Genomic DNA, 18574 nt, shown 5'->3' with positions numbered 1-18574 from the left:
TGAAGCCCGTGATGACCTGCGCAATTGCGCGTCGGTTTGTAGAAACCGGCGCGACCAATTGAATGCCTCTCGCATGCAGCATCGCCGGGCTTGTACCGTTTTCCAATCCCACAAACGGAGACAAGTCGATGAATCTTCCATCATTCGAGGCACATCCCACAGCTAAAGCGTCAGTAGAAGCGCCCGCGTGGGTCAGACATCGGAAACTGATCGACTGGGTCCAGCGCGTTGCCGCTATGACCAAACCGGACAGGATCGTGTGGTGCGATGGCTCGCAGGAAGAGTACGACCGCCTGTGCGCGCAGATGGTCGAAGCGGGCACGCTGAGAAAGCTCAATCCCGCGAAACGTCCGAATTCCTATCTCGCATGGTCCGATCCTTCGGACGTCGCTCGTGTCGAAGACCGCACTTTCATTTGTGCAGAGCGCCGCGAGGACGCCGGGCCGACCAACAACTGGGTCGCGCCGGATGAAATGCGCACGACGCTCAACGGTCTGTTCGACGGCGCGATGCGCGGCCGCACGATGTACGTGGTGCCGTTCTCCATGGGCCCGCTTGGCTCGCCTATCGCACACATCGGCGTTGAACTGAGCGACAGCCCTTACGTGGTCACCAACATGCGCATCATGACCCGCATGGGCCGCAAGGTGTACGAGGTTCTTGGCGAGGATGGCGAGTTCGTGCCGTGCGTGCATTCGGTCGGCGCGCCGCTCGAGGCGGGCGCGAAAGACGTGCCCTGGCCATGCAATCCGACCAAGTACATCGTCCACTTTCCCGAAACGCGCGAAATCTGGAGCTATGGCTCAGGCTACGGCGGCAACGCGTTGCTCGGCAAGAAGTGCTTTGCGCTGCGCATTGCGTCGACCATGGGCCGCGACGAAGGCTGGCTTGCCGAGCATATGCTGATTCTCGGCGTGACTTCGCCCGAGGGCCGCAAGCATCACGTGGCGGCGGCTTTCCCGTCGGCGTGCGGCAAGACCAACTTCGCGATGCTTATTCCACCCGAAGGCCTGAACGGCTGGAAAATCTCGACCATCGGCGACGACATTGCGTGGATCAAACCTGGCAAAGACGGCCGCCTGTACGCGATCAACCCGGAAGCGGGCTACTTCGGCGTCGCGCCCGGCACGAGCGAAAAGACGAACTTCAACGCGATGGCTACGCTGAAGGAAAACGTGATCTTCACGAACGTGGCGCTGACCGACGACGGCGACGTATGGTGGGAAGGCATGACCGACGAGCCGCCCGCGCACCTGATCGACTGGCAAGGCAAGGACTGGACGCCCGCGAGCGCGAAGGAGAGCGGCCGCAAGGCGGCGCACCCGAACGCGCGCTTCACGGCGCCAGCCTCGCAATGTCCGTCCATCGACCCCGACTGGGAGAATCCGGCGGGCGTGCCGATCGACGCGTTCATCTTCGGCGGGCGCCGCTCCACCACGGTGCCGCTCGTCACGGAGGCGCGCAACTGGGTCGAAGGCGTCTACATGGCGGCGACCATGGGCTCGGAAACCACCGCCGCCGCCGCGGGCCAGCAGGGCGTGGTGCGGCGTGACCCGTTCGCGATGCTGCCGTTCTGCGGCTACAACATGAGCGACTACTTCGGCCATTGGCTGAAAACCGGCGAGCGCTTGCAGCAACTGAATGCGAAGCTGCCGAAAATCTTCTGCGTCAACTGGTTCCGCAAGGACGCAGACGGCAAGTTCGTGTGGCCGGGCTTCGGCGAAAACATGCGCGTGCTCGGCTGGATGGTCGGTCGCATCGAGGGCACCGCGCAGGGCGAGGAGCACGCATTCGGGGTGTCGCCGCACTACGACGACATCGACTGGAGCGGCCTCGCGTTCAGCCGCGAGCAGTTCGAGCAGGTCATTTCCGTCGACGACGCGGCGTGGCGCGCCGAGCTCGCGTTGCACGGCGAGCTCTTTGACACGTTGCAGCAAGGCTTGCCGCCCGCGCTGGCGCAGGCGAAAAGCGAGTTGGAGAGCAAGCTCGCAGCTTGACATGTGAGTGTTCACTGCGCACGCAAAAGCCGCCTTCGGGCGGCTTTTGTTTTTTCGCCTACGCGGTGGGCCCGAGCGGGTTGCCGGCGGGAGCCCGACCCGTGTTCTATCTGTTCGAACAGCAGCGGGTTGCAAGCTGCGGCGCACCATATTGTCGCGTTAAGCGGAACAATCGATGGTCATGCCCCACATTTGGGCGCATAGTCGCACAAATTTTGACGAGATTTCCGCTTTTGCGGGCAACTTCTGCACGATTGCGCGAGTCGTAGGAGAATCCCTAGTTCGCTTCCAATGGTTATCACCAATTGTCAGGAAGCCGTAACACGGCAGGAGTTGTCATATGGATCATTTGCAGTCGATGCGAGTTTTCGTCAAAGTGGCGGATCTCGGCAGTTTCGCCCGCGCTGCGAGCGCGCTGGATATCTCCAACGCAGTTGCCACCCGTCACGTTGCCGACCTCGAGGGGCGTCTTGGTACGCGACTGCTCAACCGTACAACCCGCAGTTTGTCCCTGACCGAATCCGGCCAGGTTTATCTCGAACGCGCGCGCCAGATTCTCGACGAGCTCGAAGACGTCGAGCAAATGGTGGTCGCGCGAAATCACGAGCCGGTCGGCACTTTGCGTATCGTCGCGCCGGTCGTGTTCGGTTTGCACAACCTCGCGCCCGTATTGCAAACCTACGCTGAGCGTTATCCGAAAGTCATTCCGGACGTCACGCTGGTGGACCGCCAGGTCGACCTGGTCGAAGAAGGTTTCGACGTTGGCGTCGTGATCGCGCGGCAGATGCGCAGCGCGAGCATTGTCACGCGGCGTCTGACCACGGGCTGCATGACCGTGTGCGCCACCCCGGCTTATCTGGAGAAGCATGGCACGCCCACGCGTCCCGAGCATCTGCTCGAGCATCCGTGTCTGAGCCTGCCCTCCGAATATTGGGGCGACGAGCGGGTGTTTACCGGTCCGGAAGGCGAGGTGCGCGTACGCCCGTCGAACGTGATCGTTGCGAACAATACGGAAATGCTGCGCCAGTTTGCGCTGCTCGGCATGGGCATCGCGATTCTGCCCAGTTATCTGATCGGACGCGACATGACGCGCGGCCGGCTGGTGCGGCTGCTTGGCGACTACCGTTTGCCGCAGGTCGAGATCAACATTGCATACCCGAGCCGTCGCCATTTGCCGGCCAAGGTACGCACGTTCATCGACCATCTGGTCGAGCATTTCAGCCAGACACCGAATAGCCTGCTCGGCGAACAGTGGATCAAGGACGGCGTGGGGCATCCTGCGTCGGCGGCGTCGTTCGAATCCGCGGATGCTGCAATGCCGCCCGAAGCGTTCGACGGCGCCGAGCCGCTATCGAGTCTGCTCGACAGCGAGCTTGCGCCGGTGGCAAAGACGTTGGGAAAGCCGGCGAACCGCTCACGACCCACGGCGTTGACGCCGCTGTAACGCGGTTTTCGTTGCCGGACCAGCGCGCGCGCCGTCCATGGCGCGCTCAACAAAGCATGGCAAAACGCATAAATGTGCATTAGAAAAGCGCGGTCACCTTATTGGTGACCGCGCTTTTTTGTCGTGAACGCCGTTGCTAACGCTGGCGAGTGTTCAGCGGGCACCCGGTGCACAGTCGCAATGCCGCGCACCACCCGTTTATCACGAGCCCGTATTGCGGGCTGCCGTCTTTTTGGCCGGCGCCTTCTTGGCCGCTGCGGTTTTGGTCGCGGGGGCTTTCTTCGCGGCAGTTTTCTTCGCAGCCGGCGCGGCTTTCACTGCGACCGAGGTCTCGTCGTCGTCGGATTCGAACTCCGGTCCACCGGCCTTCGCTGCCGACTTCGCCGCGGCCGTTTTGGCAGCAGTCTTGGCCGACGGCTCCTTCTTCTCGAACTCGAAGCCGATCTTCCCGTCGTTCTGCTTGACGAGAAACGCCTTGAAGTTGCGGCCGGTGCGCGACGACTTGAAGTTGGTGAGCAGGTCGGTACGCCCTTCTTCGAGCAGCTTGGCCATCTGCTCACGCGCGATCTCCTGCTGCAGGATCACCTTGCCGGAGCGGAAGTCGCAAGTCTTCGGATTAGCGACCGAGTTCTCACAGACGTAGCTCATGCCATGCTCGAACACGCGGCCCTTGCACTTCGGGCATGCGCCGACCGGTTGCTGGTCGGAGAAGTCGGGCGGTTCGCCGTCTTCACCACCCGCGTCCTGGCCAAAGTCGAACTCGAGCTTGTAGTTCTTGATTTCGTCGTCGAGCGACAGCTTCAGAATCGCCGAGAAAGGACGCCCCATCTTGCTGCGGAAACCGGAGAGCGGGCCGATCGTCTTGTTCTTCAGCAGTTCTTCGACTTCCTCGATCTCGAACTGGCGGCCGCCCGGAATCTTGGAGATGGAGAACTCGCACTTCGAGCACGCGAAGCGCCGATAGTTTTCCTTCACCTGTCCGCCGCAATTCGGACACGGTGTTTGCAACGTCGCGTAATCGCCGGGGATCGTGTCGGAATCGTATTCCTTCGCGCGCTTCACGATGGTTTGCGTCATGCGGGCGATTTCCTGCATGAACGCGTCGCGCGGCAGGTTGCCGCGCTCCATCTGCGAAAGCTTGTATTCCCACTCGCCCGTGAGTTCCGGCGCGGTCAATTCCTTCACGCCGAGACCGCGCAGCAGCGTCATCAACTGAAATGCCTTGGCGGTTGGAATCAGGTCGCGGCCTTCGCGAATCAGATACTTCTCGCCTAGCAACCCTTCGATAATCGCCGCGCGCGTGGCCGGCGTGCCGAGACCCTTGGCGGCCATCGCTTCGCGCAGTTCGTCGTCTTCGACGAGCTTGCCCGCGCCTTCCATGGCGGAGAGCAACGTGGCTTCGTTGTAGCGTGCCGGTGGTTTGGTCACCAGTTGCTGGGCGGCGATCTTGTCGGTCTTGACCTTTTCGTCCTTCTGTACGGGCACGAGGTTCGCGTCTTCACCGCTGATTTCGCGGCCGTAGACCTGCAGCCAGCCCGGCTCGACCAGCACCTTGCCTTCGGTCTTGAAGTGATGGCCGACCACCTCCGTAATACGCGTGGTCACGCGGTATTCGGCGGCCGGGAAGAACACCGAGAGAAAGCGCTTCACGACGAGGTCGTAAAGCTTCTGTTCCGGCTCGGACAGGTTCTTCGGCGCTTGCAGCGTCGGGATAATGGCGAAGTGGTCGCTGATCTTCGAATTGTCGAAGATGCGCTTGTTCGGCTTCACCCAGCCCTTGTCCAACACCTGCTTGGCGAACGGCAAGTAGTTGTTGCTCTCCTTGAGCATGCCGAGCGTCTGCTTGACCGTTTCCATGTAGTCCTCGGGCAGCGCGCGTGCGTCAGTCCGCGGATAGGTCAGCACTTTGTGCTTTTCGTACAGCGCCTGAGCAAGGCCCAGCGTGTTCTTGGCGGAGAAGCCGAAGCGGCCGTTCGCCTCGCGCTGCAGGCTCGTCAGGTCGAAGAGCGCCGGCGACAGTTGCGTGGACGGCTTCGACTCTTCAGTGACAGTGCCGAGCTGGCCGCGGCAGGCGGCCACGATGGTTTCCGCGGCGGGCAGCGACCACAGGCGCGAGTCGCGCTTTTCAGGATCGAACTCGTCGCGCTTGAATTTCGGATCGAACCAGCGGCCCTCGTAAAAACCGGCCGCGCAGACGAACTCCGCCTTCACTTCCCAATAGTCGCGCGGCACGAAGCGGCGAATCTTCTCCTCGCGCTCGACGACGATAGACAGCGTGGGCGTTTGCACCCGGCCGACGGTGGTCAGGAAGAAGCCGCCGCCCTTGCTGTTGAATGCGGTCATCGCGCGCGTGCCGTTGATGCCGACCAGCCAGTCCGCTTCCGAGCGGCAACGCGCGGCGTCGGCGAGCGGCTGCATTTCCTCGTCGCTGCGCAAACGCGCGAAGCCGTCGCGGATCGCGGCCGGCGTCATGGATTGCAGCCACAGGCGCTGCACCGGCTGCTTAGCTTTTGCGTGCTGCGCGATCAGGCGGAAGATCAACTCGCCTTCGCGCCCCGCGTCGCATGCATTGATCAGGCGGTCGATATCCTTGCGCTTGAGCAGCTTCGTCAGCACCTTCAGGCGCGACTCGCTCTTCGCGATCGGGTTCAGATCGAAATGCGGCGGAATGACGGGCAGATTGGCGAAACTCCACTTGCCGCGTTTCACTTCGTATTCTTCGGGCGCGGCGATTTCCAGCAGATGGCCCACTGCCGAAGAGAGGACGTACTCGTCGCTCTCGTAGTACTCGTCATGCTTGGTAAAACCGCCCAAAGCGCGCGCGATGTCGTTCGCGACGGAAGGCTTTTCGGCGATGATCAGTGCTTTGGACATGACTCGATGTGAGGTTGGTATTTCCGGGTTGGTGGCCTTGAGCGCGCCAGTTGGCGCGACCCTCGTGTGCGACCTTGCTACCCATTAACGACCGCTTTATAGCACACGGCGCGAATGCGGCGTGTCAACTGACATAAAAGCGGACATAAAAGCGGACATAAAAGCGCGCCATCATAATTGCGTGCTCAGCAATTGGGCAAGCTGCGGCAAACGCGCGCTGCGCCGGCCGCAAGTGCCGTGCCGCCGGGGCTCGGGCGCCCTCGCTGCGGATTACCCCGCGCGCCGCGAACCCGGCCTTGGGGCTGCTTCAGACGGCCGTCAGCGCCGGACGCAGCTTGGGGGCGCCGACCACGCCCGGCAGCGCGGTCAGGTCCGCCAGCATCCGCTCGACTATCGCTGCCTGCGGCAACACGGTGCCGAAGAAGCGTGTCGTTACTGAGTCTTCGATCAGAATGGTCGGAAAATTCTCGACGTCCAGATCGTCGAATCGATCTGCATGCGTTTCGATGTCGATCCATGCGAAACAGATTTCCGGATGCCGCTCGGCCAGCTTGTCGAATGCCTCCCGGTACTCGCGACAGGTCCCGCACCACTCCGCACACAGGCAGGCAACGAACAGCGTGTCGGGGTCGTTGACGCGCCCGGCTATCCGGTCCTGGTCGGTGTCGAGATTCAGCGCGGGCATGGTGGTTCCTCAAGTGCTTGGTCGAATGCTTTGGCGCGAATGTAGCACGGCGGATCGCGCGGAGTGGCCGGGCCGGGCCCGGTGCGTGTGCCGGCTATCTCGCCGGCTCGCCGTGGCTGACCCGCGCGTAGCGGCCGCCGGGCAGCGCGCTGACGTGGCCGGCGAGTTCCAGTTGCAGCAGCGTGGCTTGCAGGACGGCGTAGTCCATTTCGGTGCGCGTGGCGAGAATTTCAAGGCTGGTCGGGGCGTGGCCGAGCGCGGCGAGGAGCCGTTGCGCGTCGGGCTCGAACGCAACCGTTGCAACTGTGGCAACCGTCGCAACCGTCCCCACCGGGCGGCGCGCTTCGGCCGGCGCCGGTTCGGTTAAGGGCAATTGCGCCGCGCATTCCGGCTCGCGGTTGTCCGGCGAGTCGGTGGGCAGGCAACCCGCCGCGGCATCGGCAAACGTGCACGTCGCGCTGCGCTGAACGCGGATGCCCGCATCGACGGACGAAACAGCAGGCGCCGCCCTTGCGAAGCCCAATTCGTCTAGCACCTCCTCGGGTGTCTCCACCAGTTTGGCGCCCTGCTTGATCATCCGATGACACCCGCGCGACAGCGGCGCATGTATCGAGCCGGGCAACGCGAAGATGTCGCGACCCATCTCGTTGGCGAGCCGCGCGGTAATGAGCGAGCCTGAGCGCATGGCGGCCTCGACAACCAGCACGCCGCTCACGAGCCCTGCGATCAGCCGGTTGCGCTGCGGGAAATTGGCGGCGCGCGCCGGCGTGCCGAGCGGCCATTCCGACAGAATGACGCCTTGCACGGCAATCTGCCTCGCGAGCGCGTGGTGCGCCGACGGGTAGACCAGGTCGGCGCCGGTACCGATCACCGCCACGGTGCTGCCGATTGCGGCGAGCCCACCCCGATGCGCAGCGCCGTCTATCCCTTGCGCAAGCCCGGACACCACGGTCACGCCCGCGGCCGAAATGGTACGCGCGAAGCGTTCGGCGTCTTCCAGACCTTGCGGCGTGGCGCTGCGGCTGCCCACCAGCGCGACCGCGCGCGTATGCAGCAGGTCCAGACGCCCCTTTATATATAGCAGCGGCGGCGGATCGGGCATGGTGAGGAGGGCCGGCGGATAGGCCGGGTCGTCGAGCGTGACGATCTGGTTGCCGGGCAGCTCCCGCCAGGCGATCACTGCGTCGAGCTGGGCGTCGAAGTCGGGGCCCGCCGGAGCCAGCGCCGCGCGCGCGGCGGCCTCGCCGGCAATCGCGGCGAGCGTTTCACGGTCCTGCTGAAGAATCGCTTCGGGCAGGCCGAAAGCACTCAGCAGCAGGCGCAGCGCCGCGGGTTTCAGTCCCGGCGCGAGAGAGAGCCGCAGCCATGCGGCGAGTTCGGTTTCCGTTGAAGGCAAGGTGTGCATTGCGCGTCGATCCTCGTGCAGGGCCAGCGGGCAGGCGGGCGCCATGCTAAAATTTTCATCATCCGAAATAACTGCAGCGCCGCGCCCACCCGCGCGGGCTCGTCGTCAGCGCTAGCGCGCGTTGAATCGAACCGGTTCGACACCATCTATCGTGTGCGTATTGCGACGGGCTCACAAGCTGGCCGAATGGCCAACGCGAGCCTTCCCCAGCTGAGCGGCGCCAAAAATTCACACTCGAAATCATGGCTTTACTGAACATCCTCAATTACCCGGACAAACGGCTGCACAAGGTTGCGAAGCCGGTGGAAGAGGTCAACGACCGTATCCGCCGCCTCGTCGCGGATATGGCCGAAACCATGTATGCCGCACCGGGCGTCGGCCTCGCTGCCACCCAGGTGGACGTGCACGAGCGCGTGATCGTGATCGACGTGTCGGACGCGCACGACCAGTTGCTCGCGTTCATCAACCCGGAAATCGTCTGGTCGAGCAACGAGAAAAAGCTGTCGGAAGAAGGCTGCCTGTCGGTGCCGGGCATTTACGACAACGTGGAGCGCGCGGAGAAAGTGCGCGTGCGGGCGCTGAACGAGAAGGGCGAAACGTTCGAGATGGATTGCGAGGGCCTTCTCGCCGTGTGCATCCAGCACGAAATGGATCACCTGATGGGCCGCGTGTTCGTCGAGTATCTGTCGCCGCTGAAGCAGACGCGCATCAAGAGCAAGATGAAAAAGCTCGCCCACGCGATGTAATGCGCGCCCGTCCCGTTCCCTGCTTCCTGTCCCGCTCATGAGTCATTCGTTGCGCGTTGTCTTTGCCGGCACGCCGGAATTCGCTGCGGCGGCGCTCGCCGCCATTCACGGTGCGGGTTTTCCTGTGCCGCTCGTGCTCACCCAGCCGGACCGGCCGGCGGGGCGCGGCATGAGACTGCAGGCCAGTCCCGTCAAGCGTTACGCCGTGGAGCACGGGCTTGCGCTCGCGCAACCGCAGTCGTTGCGCCGCGCGGGCAAGTATCCGGCCGAGGCCGCGGCGGCCATCGATCAGTTGCGCGCCACGCCGCACGACGTGATGGTGGTGGCCGCGTATGGCCTGATCCTGCCGCAGGAAGTGCTCGACATTGCGCCGTTCGGCTGCATCAATATTCACGCGTCGCTGCTGCCGCGCTGGCGTGGCGCCGCGCCGATTCACCGCGCGATCGAGGCGGGCGATGCGCAAACGGGCATCACGCTCATGCAGATGGATGCCGGCCTCGACACCGGCGCGATGATCTCCGAAACGCGCACGCCGATCTCCGCCGACGACACCACCGCCACGTTGCACGACCGCCTCGCACAAGACGGCGCCCGGCTGATCGTCGAGGCGCTCGTCGAACTCGAGAAGCGCGGCAAGCTGACTTCCACGCCGCAACCTGCCGACGGCGTGACCTACGCGGAAAAGATCGGCAAGCACGAGGCCGCCCTCGACTGGCGTCGGCCGGCCGCGGCGCTCGCGCGCCAGGTGCGCGCGTTCGATCCGTTCCCTGGCGGCGTGGCCACGCTCGAAGACGGCACCTCGATCAAAATCTGGGCGGCCACGGCCGAAAACGCCACCAGCCACGCGGCACCGGGCACCGTCATCGGCGTGTCCGCGGAGGGCGTAGTGGTGGCCTGCGGCGAAGGCGCGCTTTGTCTCACGCAATTGCAAAAACCCGGCGGCAAACGCCTGCCGGTGCGCGAATTCCTGGCAGGCTTTGCGCTCGCTGCCGGTCAGCGGTTTCAGCTTCCCGAAGCAGGCTGACAGAGCCCGGCACGGCCCGCCAGCGCTAGCCCATCGCTCGTTCGACCGATGGCGCAGGCGGCACCGGCGCGCGCACGCCGCGCGTTAGAATCCCTCCTGCAGAGACTCAGTTTTCGAGGATTCCCATGTTCGGCATTACCCATTTCGAGTTTTTCGTGGTCGCCGTTTTTCTGCTGAACGTCACGCCCGGGCCGGATACGGCGTATATCGTCGGGCGCAGTGTCGCGCAAGGCCGAGGGGCGGGGCTCATGTCCGCGCTGGGCATTTCGGCCGGTTGCTGCGTGCACTCGCTCGCGTGCGCATTCGGGCTGACGGCGCTGCTCGCCGCGTCGGCCACGGCGTTCACGGTCATCAAGTTTGTCGGCGCGATCTATCTGATTTATCTGGGCGTGCGGCTCATTTTCGCCCGGCCCGCCGTGGACGAGGCTCGCGGCGCGGCACGCGCGGCCGGCGCGCCGAAGTCGCTGCGCCAGCTTTTTCTGCAAGGCTTCTGGACCAATGTTCTGAACCCGAAGGTGGTGCTTTTCTTCGTCTCGTTCTTCCCCCAGTTCGTTGCCGCGGGCACCCAGCAGAAGGCGCTCGCCTTTCTCACGCTGGGCGCCGTGTTTGTCGTCATGAGCATGCTGTGGAACAGCTTCGTCGCGTGGGTCGCGGGCAGCGTGACGCAGCGCTTCTCCGGCAAGCCGTCGGTGAAGAAGTGGCTCGACCGCGGCGTAGGCAGCGCTTTTGTCGGCTTGGGGATCAAGCTCGCGACTGCATCGAGATAATTGAATTTTCCGCACGCGTCCATATCTAACATTTCGCTTACAATCAGGCGCCGCGTTGCTGCGGCACGGATATGAACCCCGCGTTAGGGCAAGGAGTTGCAGACATGTTCAATTGGGTCAAAACCGCGATGTTGATGGCCGCGATCACGGCCCTTTTCATCGTGATCGGCGGAATGATCGGCGGGTCGCGCGGCATGACGATCGCGCTCGTCATTGCGCTGGGTATGAATTTCTTCTCGTACTGGTTCTCGGACAAGATGGTGCTGCGCATGTACAACGCGCAGGAAGTCGACGAAACCAGCGCGCCGCAGTTCTACCGCATGGTGCGCGAGCTCTCCACGCGCGCCGGCCTGCCGATGCCGCGCGTCTACCTGATCAACGAAGACGCGCCCAACGCGTTTGCGACCGGCCGCAACCCGGAGCATGCGGCCGTGGCGGCCACCACCGGCATTCTGCGCGTGCTGTCCGAGCGCGAAATGCGCGGTGTGATGGCGCACGAACTGGCGCACGTCAAGCATCGCGACATTCTGATCTCGACGATTTCGGCCACCATGGCTGGCGCAATTTCCGCGCTCGCGAATTTCGCCATGTTCTTTGGCGGCCGCGACGAAAACGGTCGTCCCGTGAACCCGATCGCCGGAATTGCGGTCGCGCTGCTTGCGCCGATTGCGGGCGCGCTGATCCAGATGGCCATTTCGCGTGCGCGAGAGTTCGAGGCCGACCGCGGCGGCGCGCAGATTTCCGGCGACCCGCAGGCGCTCGCTTCGGCGCTCGACAAGATTCACCGTTACGCGAGCGGCATTCCGTTTCCCGCAGCCGAGCAGCATCCGGCCACCGCGCAGATGATGATCATGAACCCGCTCGCGGGCGGCGGCATTGCGAATCTGTTTTCGACGCACCCGGCGACGGAAGAACGCATCGCGCGTCTGATGGAGATGGCGCGCACCGGGCGCTTCGAATAAGGCGCGTGTGCGCGGTGTCACGCGCGGTCTGAAAAAGACAAAGGCGGGTCTTCGGACCCGCCTTTTTTGTTTGACCAACGCGAGCCGGCGCCGCGCCGCCCTTGGGCTGCCGGTCCGCGGCCCGCGCCACGCTACAATGTGTGTTCATTGTGCCGCGCCTACTGCGCGGCCTGCCTTCGTGTTCCCATGATCCCAAAGCCTTCTTCGCGTTCTGCTTCTTCGTCGGCGCGTCCGCGCGAGTCCCGCTTGTCCGTGCTGCATCTCGCGCCGGAATCGCTCGGCTTCGCGCTCGATTGCGCCGCGCAAGCGGTCGGCGCCGTGCGCCTCGGCGCGGCTTTGCCGGCCGCGCTGCAATCCGTTTTCGTGTCCGCACCCGAGGGCAGCGCCGCTGCTGCGCGCGGCGCCGTGCAGGACATCGCCTATCGCACGATGCGGCGGCTGGGCACCGCCGAGTGGCTGATCGCACGGCTCGTCAAGAAGGCGCCGCCGCCGCATGTCGGTCATGTGCTGGCGTGCGCGCTCGCGCTCCTGATCGACGACGAAGCCAGCGCGGCTTATACGCCGTTCACGGTCGTCGATCAGGCGGTCAGGGCGATTTCGGCCCGTCGCGAATTCACGTTTGCGAAGGGGCTGGTCAACGCGGTGCTGCGCAACTTCCTACGCGAGCGCGAGCAATTGCTGACCGAAGCGCAAAGCGACGAAGTGGCGCGCTGGAATTACCCTACATGGTGGATCGACGCAGTGAGGCGCGCGTGGCCTGAAGCATGGCAAGACGTGCTGGCGGCCGGCAACACCCAAGGTCCATTGACGTTGCGCGTGAACGCACGGCATTCGACGGTCGAAGCCTATTTGCAATTGCTCGAGCAGCATCACATTGCCGCGAGCAAAGCGGGCGAGCACGCGGTCAAGCTAGCCACGCCGATGCCGGTCGACCGTATTCCAGGCTTCAACGAGGGCGTTGTCTCGGTGCAGGACGCAGGCGCTCAACTCGCGGCGCAACTGCTCGGCGTGCGTGACGGCATGCGCGTGCTGGACGCGTGCGCGGCGCCGGGCGGCAAGACCGGACATTTGCTTGAGCTCGCAAACCTGCAACTGGTAGCGCTCGAAAGCGACGTGGCGCGCGCAAGGCGCATCGGCGAAAACCTGCAGCGGCTCAAGCTCGAAGCAGAGGTGCGAATTGGCGACGCGGGGGCGCCGTCCAAATGGCACGACGACATCGACCAGCCATTCGACCGCATTCTCGCGGACGTGCCGTGCTCGGCATCGGGCATCGTGCGGCGTCATCCGGACATTCGCTGGTTGCGCCGCGCGTCCGACATTCCCGCGCTCGTCGACGAACAGCGTCGCATTCTCGGCGCACTCTGGCCGCTTGTGAAACCTGGCGGCGAATTGCTCTACGTTACGTGCTCGATCTTTCCCGAAGAAGGCGAGTTGCAGGCGCAGTGGTTTGGAAACAACCATCAGGATGCGGTACGATTGGACGCGCCGGGGCAACTTCTACCTTCAGTCGCCCGCGCGCCCGCCGACACATCGGCCGGTTCTCATGCCGGAGGATTCGCTGACACCAGCGCCGGCGCGAACTCAGACCACGACGGATTTTTCTACGCGCGCTTTCAGAAACGGTGACCATCAAACGCTTCTTCCCGCTTCGGCTCGTCGCCGTGCTTTGGATCGCGCTGGCCGTGTGGCTGGCCGCGCCCGGCGCGGCGCACGCTGAGCCGATTGCCGTGCAGCGCGCTTCGCTGCAAGCGGACAACTCCGGTTGGAGCCTCGAGGCGCGTTTCGATTTCGAGCTGAACAGCAATCTCGAAGACGCAGTCAACAAAGGCATTCCGCTTTACTTCACGACCGATTTCGAACTGAGCCGGCCGCGCTGGTACTGGTTCGACGAACAGCCGGTCAACGTGTCGCAGACTCTGCGGCTGTCGTTCCAGCCGCTCACGCGCGAATATCGCGTGCAGGGCGTGTCTTCCGGCGGCTTGCAGTTTGGCTTCTCCACGCTGAAGGACGCGCTTGCGGTCATCAAGCACGTGTCGTCGTGGCACGTGATCGAGCGCAGCGACGTGCACCCGGGCGAGACCTACACGGCATCGGTGCGCATGCAACTCGACATTGCGTTGATGCCCAAGCCGTTCCAGATCGACGCGGTGAACAACCGCGACTGGAACCTTGCGTCGGAATGGAAGCGCTTTACTTTTACGGTGACCGAACGTGCTAAATAAAGTGCGCTCCGCCACCAGCGTCAGCAGCATCGTCGTGCGCGTGCTGGTGTCCACGGTCGCCGTGACGGCCGTGCTGTTGCTTGTGCTGCTCGCCGCGGCCAGCGCGAACACCGAATTCTTCGACCGCTATTACCAATGGCTGTATGCGGCCAACCTCGTGGTCGCGATCATCTTCTTGCTGGTGGTCGCGACGCTGGTTGTCGTCATTATCGCGCGCCTGAGAAGGGGTAAGTTCGGCACACGGCTGCTGGCGAAGCTCGCGTTCTTCATGGCGCTGGTCGGCGTGGTGCCGGGCGGCATCATCTACGTGGTCTCGTACCAGTTCGTGTCGCGCAGTATCGAGTCCTGGTTCGACGTGAATGTGGAAACCGCGCTCACATCGGGTCTGAACCTTGGGCGCGGCATGCTCGACGCGTCGCTGTCCGATCTGCAAACCAAGGGGCGCCTGATGTCCGAGCAGCTCGCGAGTGCAGACGCGGCCGGCACCACGCTCACGCTGCTGCGCCTGCGCGACCAGTTCGGCGTGCAGGATGCGACGATCGTCGAGCCTACGCGCAGCATGTCCGGCGCGACGCCCGACATGCACGTGGTTGCACAGGCCTCGGGCAATTACGCGACGCTCGTGCCGAACGACCTGCCCACGTCGCTCATGATCGACCAGGCGCGCAGACGCGGCTATGCGGCAATAGAAGGCGAGGTAGACGGCGATCCTCGCGTACAGGGCAGCAAGGGCGCGCTGCGCTTGCGCGTCGTGCAGCGCATTCCCGATTCGAACGCGACGCTTCTGCAACCCACCGAGCGTTTCCTGCAACTCACGCAGCCGGTGTCGCAATCGCTCGCCCGTAATGCCGACGCCGTGCAGCGTGCCTATCGCGAGTATCAGGAGAAAGCGCTGGGGCGTACCGGCTTGCGCAAGATGTACATCGGCACGCTCACGCTCGCGCTGTTTCTCGCCACCTTCATCGCGATGATGCTCGCGCTCGCGCTCGGCAATCAGTTAGCGCGGCCGCTGTTCCTGCTCGCGCAGGGCACGAAGGAAATCACCGAGGGCGACTACACGCCCAAGCGCGAAATCAAGTCGCGTGACGAACTTGGCTTTCTCACGCAGTCGTTCAATGCGATGACGCGGCAGTTGGCCGAGGCGCGCGCGGCGGTCGAGAACAACCGCATTGCACTCGAGCATTCGAAGGCATATCTGGAGAGCATTCTCGCGAACCTCACCGCGGGCGTGTTCGTGTTCGACCGGCAGTTCCGGCTCACCACGGCCAATCGCGGCGCGGAGCGCATCTTCCGTCAGCAGTTTCAGGAGATGCTCGGCTCGGCGCTTGAACAGATCGCCGTGTTGAGCGAATTCGGCGGCATGGTGCGCAAGGCGTTTGCCGATCGCGAGGCCGCGAGTGGCGACGCTCATGACGACGGCGGCCATTGGCAGCAGCAGTTTTCGATTCAGGTGCCTGGGGAAACGGAGCCGCTCACGCTGCTCGTGCGCGGCGCGCGGCTCGTGTCCGCGACTGATCGCGACGCGCAGGACATGCAGACGTCCGGCTACGTGGTGGTGTTCGACGATATCTCGGACGTGATTTCCGCGCAGCGCTCCATCGCATGGGGCGAGGTCGCGCGGCGCCTTGCGCACGAGATCAAGAATCCGCTCACGCCTATCCAGCTTTCGGCCGAACGTCTGCAGATGAAACTCGCCGACAAGCTGGCCCCGTCGGATGCAGACGTGCTCAAGCGCGGCGCGACCACCATCGTGAACCAGGTCGCAGCGATGAAGCAGATGGTCGACAATTTCCGCGATTACGCGCGCACGCCTCCCGCCGTGCTCGTGCATCTGCAATTGAACGACCTCGTAAGCGAAGTGCTGACGCTGTACGGTATTGAAGAAGGCAAGGGCGCGATTCAGGTCGAGCTGTCGGAATTGCCTGCCATTCGCGGCGATGCAACGCAATTGCGGCAGGTGATTCACAACCTGCTGCAGAATGCACAGGACGCGGTGGCCGACGTGGAACGCCCGCGTGTGCTGCTCGAGACGAGGACAGTAGAATACGGAGACCCCGACGCACAAGGCAAGGCACGCGTCGCTGTGCGTCTGACAGTGTCGGATAACGGACCGGGTTTCCCCACACGTATTCTCACGCGTGCATTCGAGCCCTACGTGACGACCAAGGCCAAGGGCACGGGCCTGGGTCTTGCGATGGTCAAGAAGATCGTCGACGAGCATGGCGCGCGCATCGACATTCGCAATCGCATGAAAGCGGGCGATGTGATCGAAGGCGCGCAGATTTCGATCCTGTTCCTTCAACTGGCAGACGACGCCGCGGCTCCCGAAGCGGGACCGCGTCCTGCGCACGGCGGAGCGTCGCAGGGAAAGACAAAAGCAACAGTGCAGACAAAGGCAGCGTAAATGGCAACCATCCTGGTGGTAGATGATGAAATGGGCATCCGGGAATTGCTCTCGGAGATCCTGAGCGACGAGGGGCATGTCGTGGAGGCGGCGGAAAACGCGCAACAGGCGCGCGAATTCCGTTTGCGTCAGGCGCCGGACCTGGTGCTGCTCGACATCTGGATGCCCGATACGGACGGCGTGACGTTGCTCAAGGAATGGGCTGCGCAGGGGCAGCTCACCATGCCGGTAATCATGATGTCCGGTCACGCGACCATCGACACGGCAGTCGAAGCAACCAAGATCGGCGCGCTCAACTTTCTCGAGAAGCCGATTGCGTTGCAGAAGCTGCTGAAGGCGGTCGAGCAGGGTCTGGCGCGCGGCACGGCGGCGGTGCAGCCCGGCGGCGCGGCGGCGAAATCGGCTTTGCCGATGAATTCGTCAGCGGTGGCTTCGGCGGCGGCGCTGCCCATGCTGTCCGCAGACGGTCACGGCAGCGGCGTGCTGGCGGCGCAAACCGCCTCCATTTCGTTCGACATTCCGCTGCGCGATGCGCGCGATGCATTCGAGCGTGCGTACTTCGAGTATCACCTCGCGCGCGAGAACGGCAGCATGACGCGTGTCGCGGAAAAGACCGGGCTGGAGCGCACGCATCTGTATCGCAAGCTCAAGCAACTCGGTGTCGATCTCGGCAAGAACAAAGGCGAGTGAGCGCCGCGCAACGTGGCCGCTTTTTGCTCGTGCAGATTTTTTAGAGAAGGGGCTTGTCCAGTAGATGGTCCTTTGATATGATTTCGTTCTTCGTTGGCCCGGTAGCTCAGTTGGTAGAGCAGCGGATTGAAAATCCGCGTGTCGATGGTTCGATTCCGTCCCAGGCCACCAGGATTCAGCCCCAGGAAATCGCAAGATTCCTGGGGCTTTTCCTTTTGCTGTGGGGTTTCGTTGTTTCGGCGGGCAAGAGGCCAGGAGCAGTTGCTTCGCAAGAGTGGGCAATGGGGCGCCGGCGGCGGGCTTTGGTGTCGCGTGATAAAATCGCGCCAGTTCAAAGACTTGCGTGACAGTGCGGCGCCTGCCGAATGCATCGATCGACGTTGGTCGCGTTCGTTGGCCTTGATAGGCGCGCGCGAGCCGCAATCCGCACAAGAACCTTTCGGCCGACGATCATCGGTATAAGCGCCCACCCGCTTCGCAGACTGCACCCGCGGCCTATACTGCTTTGGGCCGGCAACAGTGCCGGCTCGCGTCGCGCCGCGTTGCCTGCATCGCGCACCTCGCGCAGCGCTACGCGGCACTCATCATTCACGGAGTTTCACGGTGATCCGCAAAGACGCTAAACGTAGCGCTCTGGTGCTGTTTTCCGGCGGCCAGGATTCCGCCACGTGCCTCGCATGGGCGCTTGAACGATATGAGACGGTCGAGACGCTGGGCTTCGATTACGGCCAGCGCCATCGCGTCGAGCTCGAATGCCGCGAGGGTTTTCGCAGCGCTGTGGCGCGCACCTTCCCCGCGTGGGGCGAGCGCCTCGGCGACGATCACATGATCGACCTGTCCGTGCTGGGCGCGATCAGCGATACGGCGATGACGCGCGAAATCGAGATCGAGGCCACGGCAAACGGTTTGCCGAACACCTTCGTGCCGGGCCGCAACCTGATGTTCATGACGATCGCGGCGGCCATTGCTTACCGGCGTGGGTTGCAGGTGCTGGTCGGCGGAATGTGTGAAACGGACTTCTCGGGCTATCCCGATTGCCGCGACGACACCATGAAGGCGCTGCAGGTCGCGCTCAACCTGGGCATGGACTCGCGCTTCCTGCTCGAAACCCCGCTGATGTGGCTCGACAAGGCGGACACATGGCGTCTCGCACATGAGCTGGGCGGCGACGAACTGGTCGAGCTGGTGCGCGTCGAAACGCACACCTGCTATGTCGGCGAGCGCGCGGAGTTGCACGCTTGGGGCTTTGGTTGCGGCGAATGCCCGGCCTGCCGCTTGCGCAAGCGTGGCTACGAAGCCTATCTCGCGGGTGAAAAGGTAACCGAGCCAGTCTGATAAGCCCGCGTAACGGCGG

The 18574-nt window shown here is 63.7% G+C and carries 14 protein-coding genes and 1 tRNA gene; 12 read left to right on the top strand and 3 right to left on the bottom strand.

The features are described from left to right. The first annotated feature begins 128 nt into the window (after window positions 1–128). Both JNB89_RS20890 and JNB89_RS20885 read left to right on the top strand, forming a co-directional pair. Complete coding sequence (locus tag JNB89_RS20890; protein ID WP_135892475.1) at window positions 129–1997, top strand: phosphoenolpyruvate carboxykinase (GTP); 1869 nt, start codon at window positions 129–131, stop codon at window positions 1995–1997. 340 nt (window positions 1998–2337) lie between these two features. Further along, window positions 2338–3441: a LysR family transcriptional regulator gene (locus JNB89_RS20885; RefSeq protein ID WP_013337715.1), complete on the top strand. Its 1104-nt coding sequence runs from the start codon at window positions 2338–2340 to the stop codon at window positions 3439–3441. A 201-nt stretch (window positions 3442–3642) separates the two neighbouring features. Here the strand turns inward: JNB89_RS20885 and JNB89_RS20880 are convergent, their stop codons facing one another. From JNB89_RS20880 to dprA, 3 genes are all read right to left on the bottom strand, one after another. Next, window positions 3643–6315 (bottom strand): DNA topoisomerase III, encoded by a 2673-nt coding sequence (locus tag JNB89_RS20880; RefSeq protein WP_220363464.1) that lies wholly within the window; start codon window positions 6313–6315, stop codon window positions 3643–3645. 307 nt (window positions 6316–6622) lie between these two features. Then, on the bottom strand, window positions 6623–7000 hold the full coding sequence (locus tag JNB89_RS20875) for a thioredoxin family protein (protein WP_013337717.1): 378 nt from the start codon (window positions 6998–7000) through the stop codon (window positions 6623–6625). 94 nt (window positions 7001–7094) lie between these two features. Further along, window positions 7095–8405 carry a DNA-processing protein DprA gene (gene dprA, locus JNB89_RS20870; RefSeq protein WP_220363463.1) on the bottom strand — a complete coding sequence of 437 codons (1311 nt, stop codon included), beginning with the start codon at window positions 8403–8405 and terminating at the stop codon, window positions 7095–7097. 242 nt (window positions 8406–8647) lie between these two features. Between dprA and def the strand changes: the two genes are divergently transcribed. The 10 genes from def (at window position 8648) to queC (ending at window position 18555) form a co-directional block, all read left to right on the top strand. Continuing rightward, window positions 8648–9151: a peptide deformylase gene (def, locus tag JNB89_RS20865; protein WP_013337719.1), complete on the top strand. Its 504-nt coding sequence runs from the start codon at window positions 8648–8650 to the stop codon at window positions 9149–9151. Between the two features lie 37 nt (window positions 9152–9188). Next, window positions 9189–10175: a methionyl-tRNA formyltransferase gene (fmt, locus tag JNB89_RS20860; RefSeq protein ID WP_220363462.1), complete on the top strand. Its 987-nt coding sequence runs from the start codon at window positions 9189–9191 to the stop codon at window positions 10173–10175. Window positions 10176–10300: 125 nt separating this feature from the next. Beyond that, entirely contained in the window at window positions 10301–10942 is a 642-nt protein-coding gene (locus JNB89_RS20855) for a LysE family translocator (RefSeq protein ID WP_220363461.1), read from the top strand. Between the two features lie 104 nt (window positions 10943–11046). Then, complete coding sequence (gene htpX / locus JNB89_RS20850) at window positions 11047–11904, top strand: zinc metalloprotease HtpX (RefSeq protein ID WP_135892469.1); 858 nt, start codon at window positions 11047–11049, stop codon at window positions 11902–11904. A gap of 186 nt (window positions 11905–12090) precedes the next feature. Then, window positions 12091–13530: a 16S rRNA (cytosine(967)-C(5))-methyltransferase RsmB gene (rsmB, locus tag JNB89_RS20845; protein ID WP_013337723.1), complete on the top strand. Its 1440-nt coding sequence runs from the start codon at window positions 12091–12093 to the stop codon at window positions 13528–13530. Further along, window positions 13527–14126, top strand: a complete 600-nt coding sequence (locus JNB89_RS20840; protein ID WP_218741676.1) for a DUF4390 domain-containing protein — start codon at window positions 13527–13529, stop codon at window positions 14124–14126. Before rsmB ends, JNB89_RS20840 begins: the two co-directional genes overlap by 4 nt. Continuing rightward, window positions 14116–16530, top strand: a complete 2415-nt coding sequence (locus JNB89_RS20835; protein ID WP_013337725.1) for a sensor histidine kinase — start codon at window positions 14116–14118, stop codon at window positions 16528–16530. Before JNB89_RS20840 ends, JNB89_RS20835 begins: the two co-directional genes overlap by 11 nt. After that, a complete protein-coding gene (gene esaR, locus JNB89_RS20830) occupies window positions 16531–17220 on the top strand; it encodes a response regulator transcription factor EsaR (protein ID WP_013337726.1) in 690 nt (229 codons plus the stop codon). A gap of 95 nt (window positions 17221–17315) precedes the next feature. After that, a tRNA-Phe gene (locus JNB89_RS20825) sits at window positions 17316–17391 on the top strand. Window positions 17392–17823: 432 nt separating this feature from the next. Next, window positions 17824–18555 (top strand): 7-cyano-7-deazaguanine synthase QueC, encoded by a 732-nt coding sequence (queC, locus tag JNB89_RS20820; protein ID WP_027213827.1) that lies wholly within the window; start codon window positions 17824–17826, stop codon window positions 18553–18555. Window positions 18556–18574 lie beyond the last annotated feature (19 nt).

The sequence above is a fragment of the Paraburkholderia phenoliruptrix genome (genome assembly GCF_019511605.1).
GTDB lineage: Bacteria > Pseudomonadota > Gammaproteobacteria > Burkholderiales > Burkholderiaceae > Paraburkholderia > Paraburkholderia phenoliruptrix_A.
The sequence above is the reverse complement of the archived record's forward strand: the minus strand, read 5'-3'. Positions and strand labels throughout refer to the sequence as shown.

Coding starts and splice junctions, on each gene's coding strand:
- JNB89_RS20890 (WP_135892475.1), top strand. CDS start 129: ATGAATCTTCCATCATTCGAGGCACATCCCACAGCTAAAGCGTCAGTA.
- JNB89_RS20885 (WP_013337715.1), top strand. CDS start 2,338: ATGGATCATTTGCAGTCGATGCGAGTTTTCGTCAAAGTGGCGGATCTC.
- JNB89_RS20880 (WP_220363464.1), bottom strand. CDS start 6,315: ATGTCCAAAGCACTGATCATCGCCGAAAAGCCTTCCGTCGCGAACGAC.
- JNB89_RS20875 (WP_013337717.1), bottom strand. CDS start 7,000: ATGCCCGCGCTGAATCTCGACACCGACCAGGACCGGATAGCCGGGCGC.
- dprA (WP_220363463.1), bottom strand. CDS start 8,405: ATGCACACCTTGCCTTCAACGGAAACCGAACTCGCCGCATGGCTGCGG.
- def (WP_013337719.1), top strand. CDS start 8,648: ATGGCTTTACTGAACATCCTCAATTACCCGGACAAACGGCTGCACAAG.
- fmt (WP_220363462.1), top strand. CDS start 9,189: ATGAGTCATTCGTTGCGCGTTGTCTTTGCCGGCACGCCGGAATTCGCT.
- JNB89_RS20855 (WP_220363461.1), top strand. CDS start 10,301: ATGTTCGGCATTACCCATTTCGAGTTTTTCGTGGTCGCCGTTTTTCTG.
- htpX (WP_135892469.1), top strand. CDS start 11,047: ATGTTCAATTGGGTCAAAACCGCGATGTTGATGGCCGCGATCACGGCC.
- rsmB (WP_013337723.1), top strand. CDS start 12,091: ATGATCCCAAAGCCTTCTTCGCGTTCTGCTTCTTCGTCGGCGCGTCCG.
- esaR (WP_013337726.1), top strand. CDS start 16,531: ATGGCAACCATCCTGGTGGTAGATGATGAAATGGGCATCCGGGAATTG.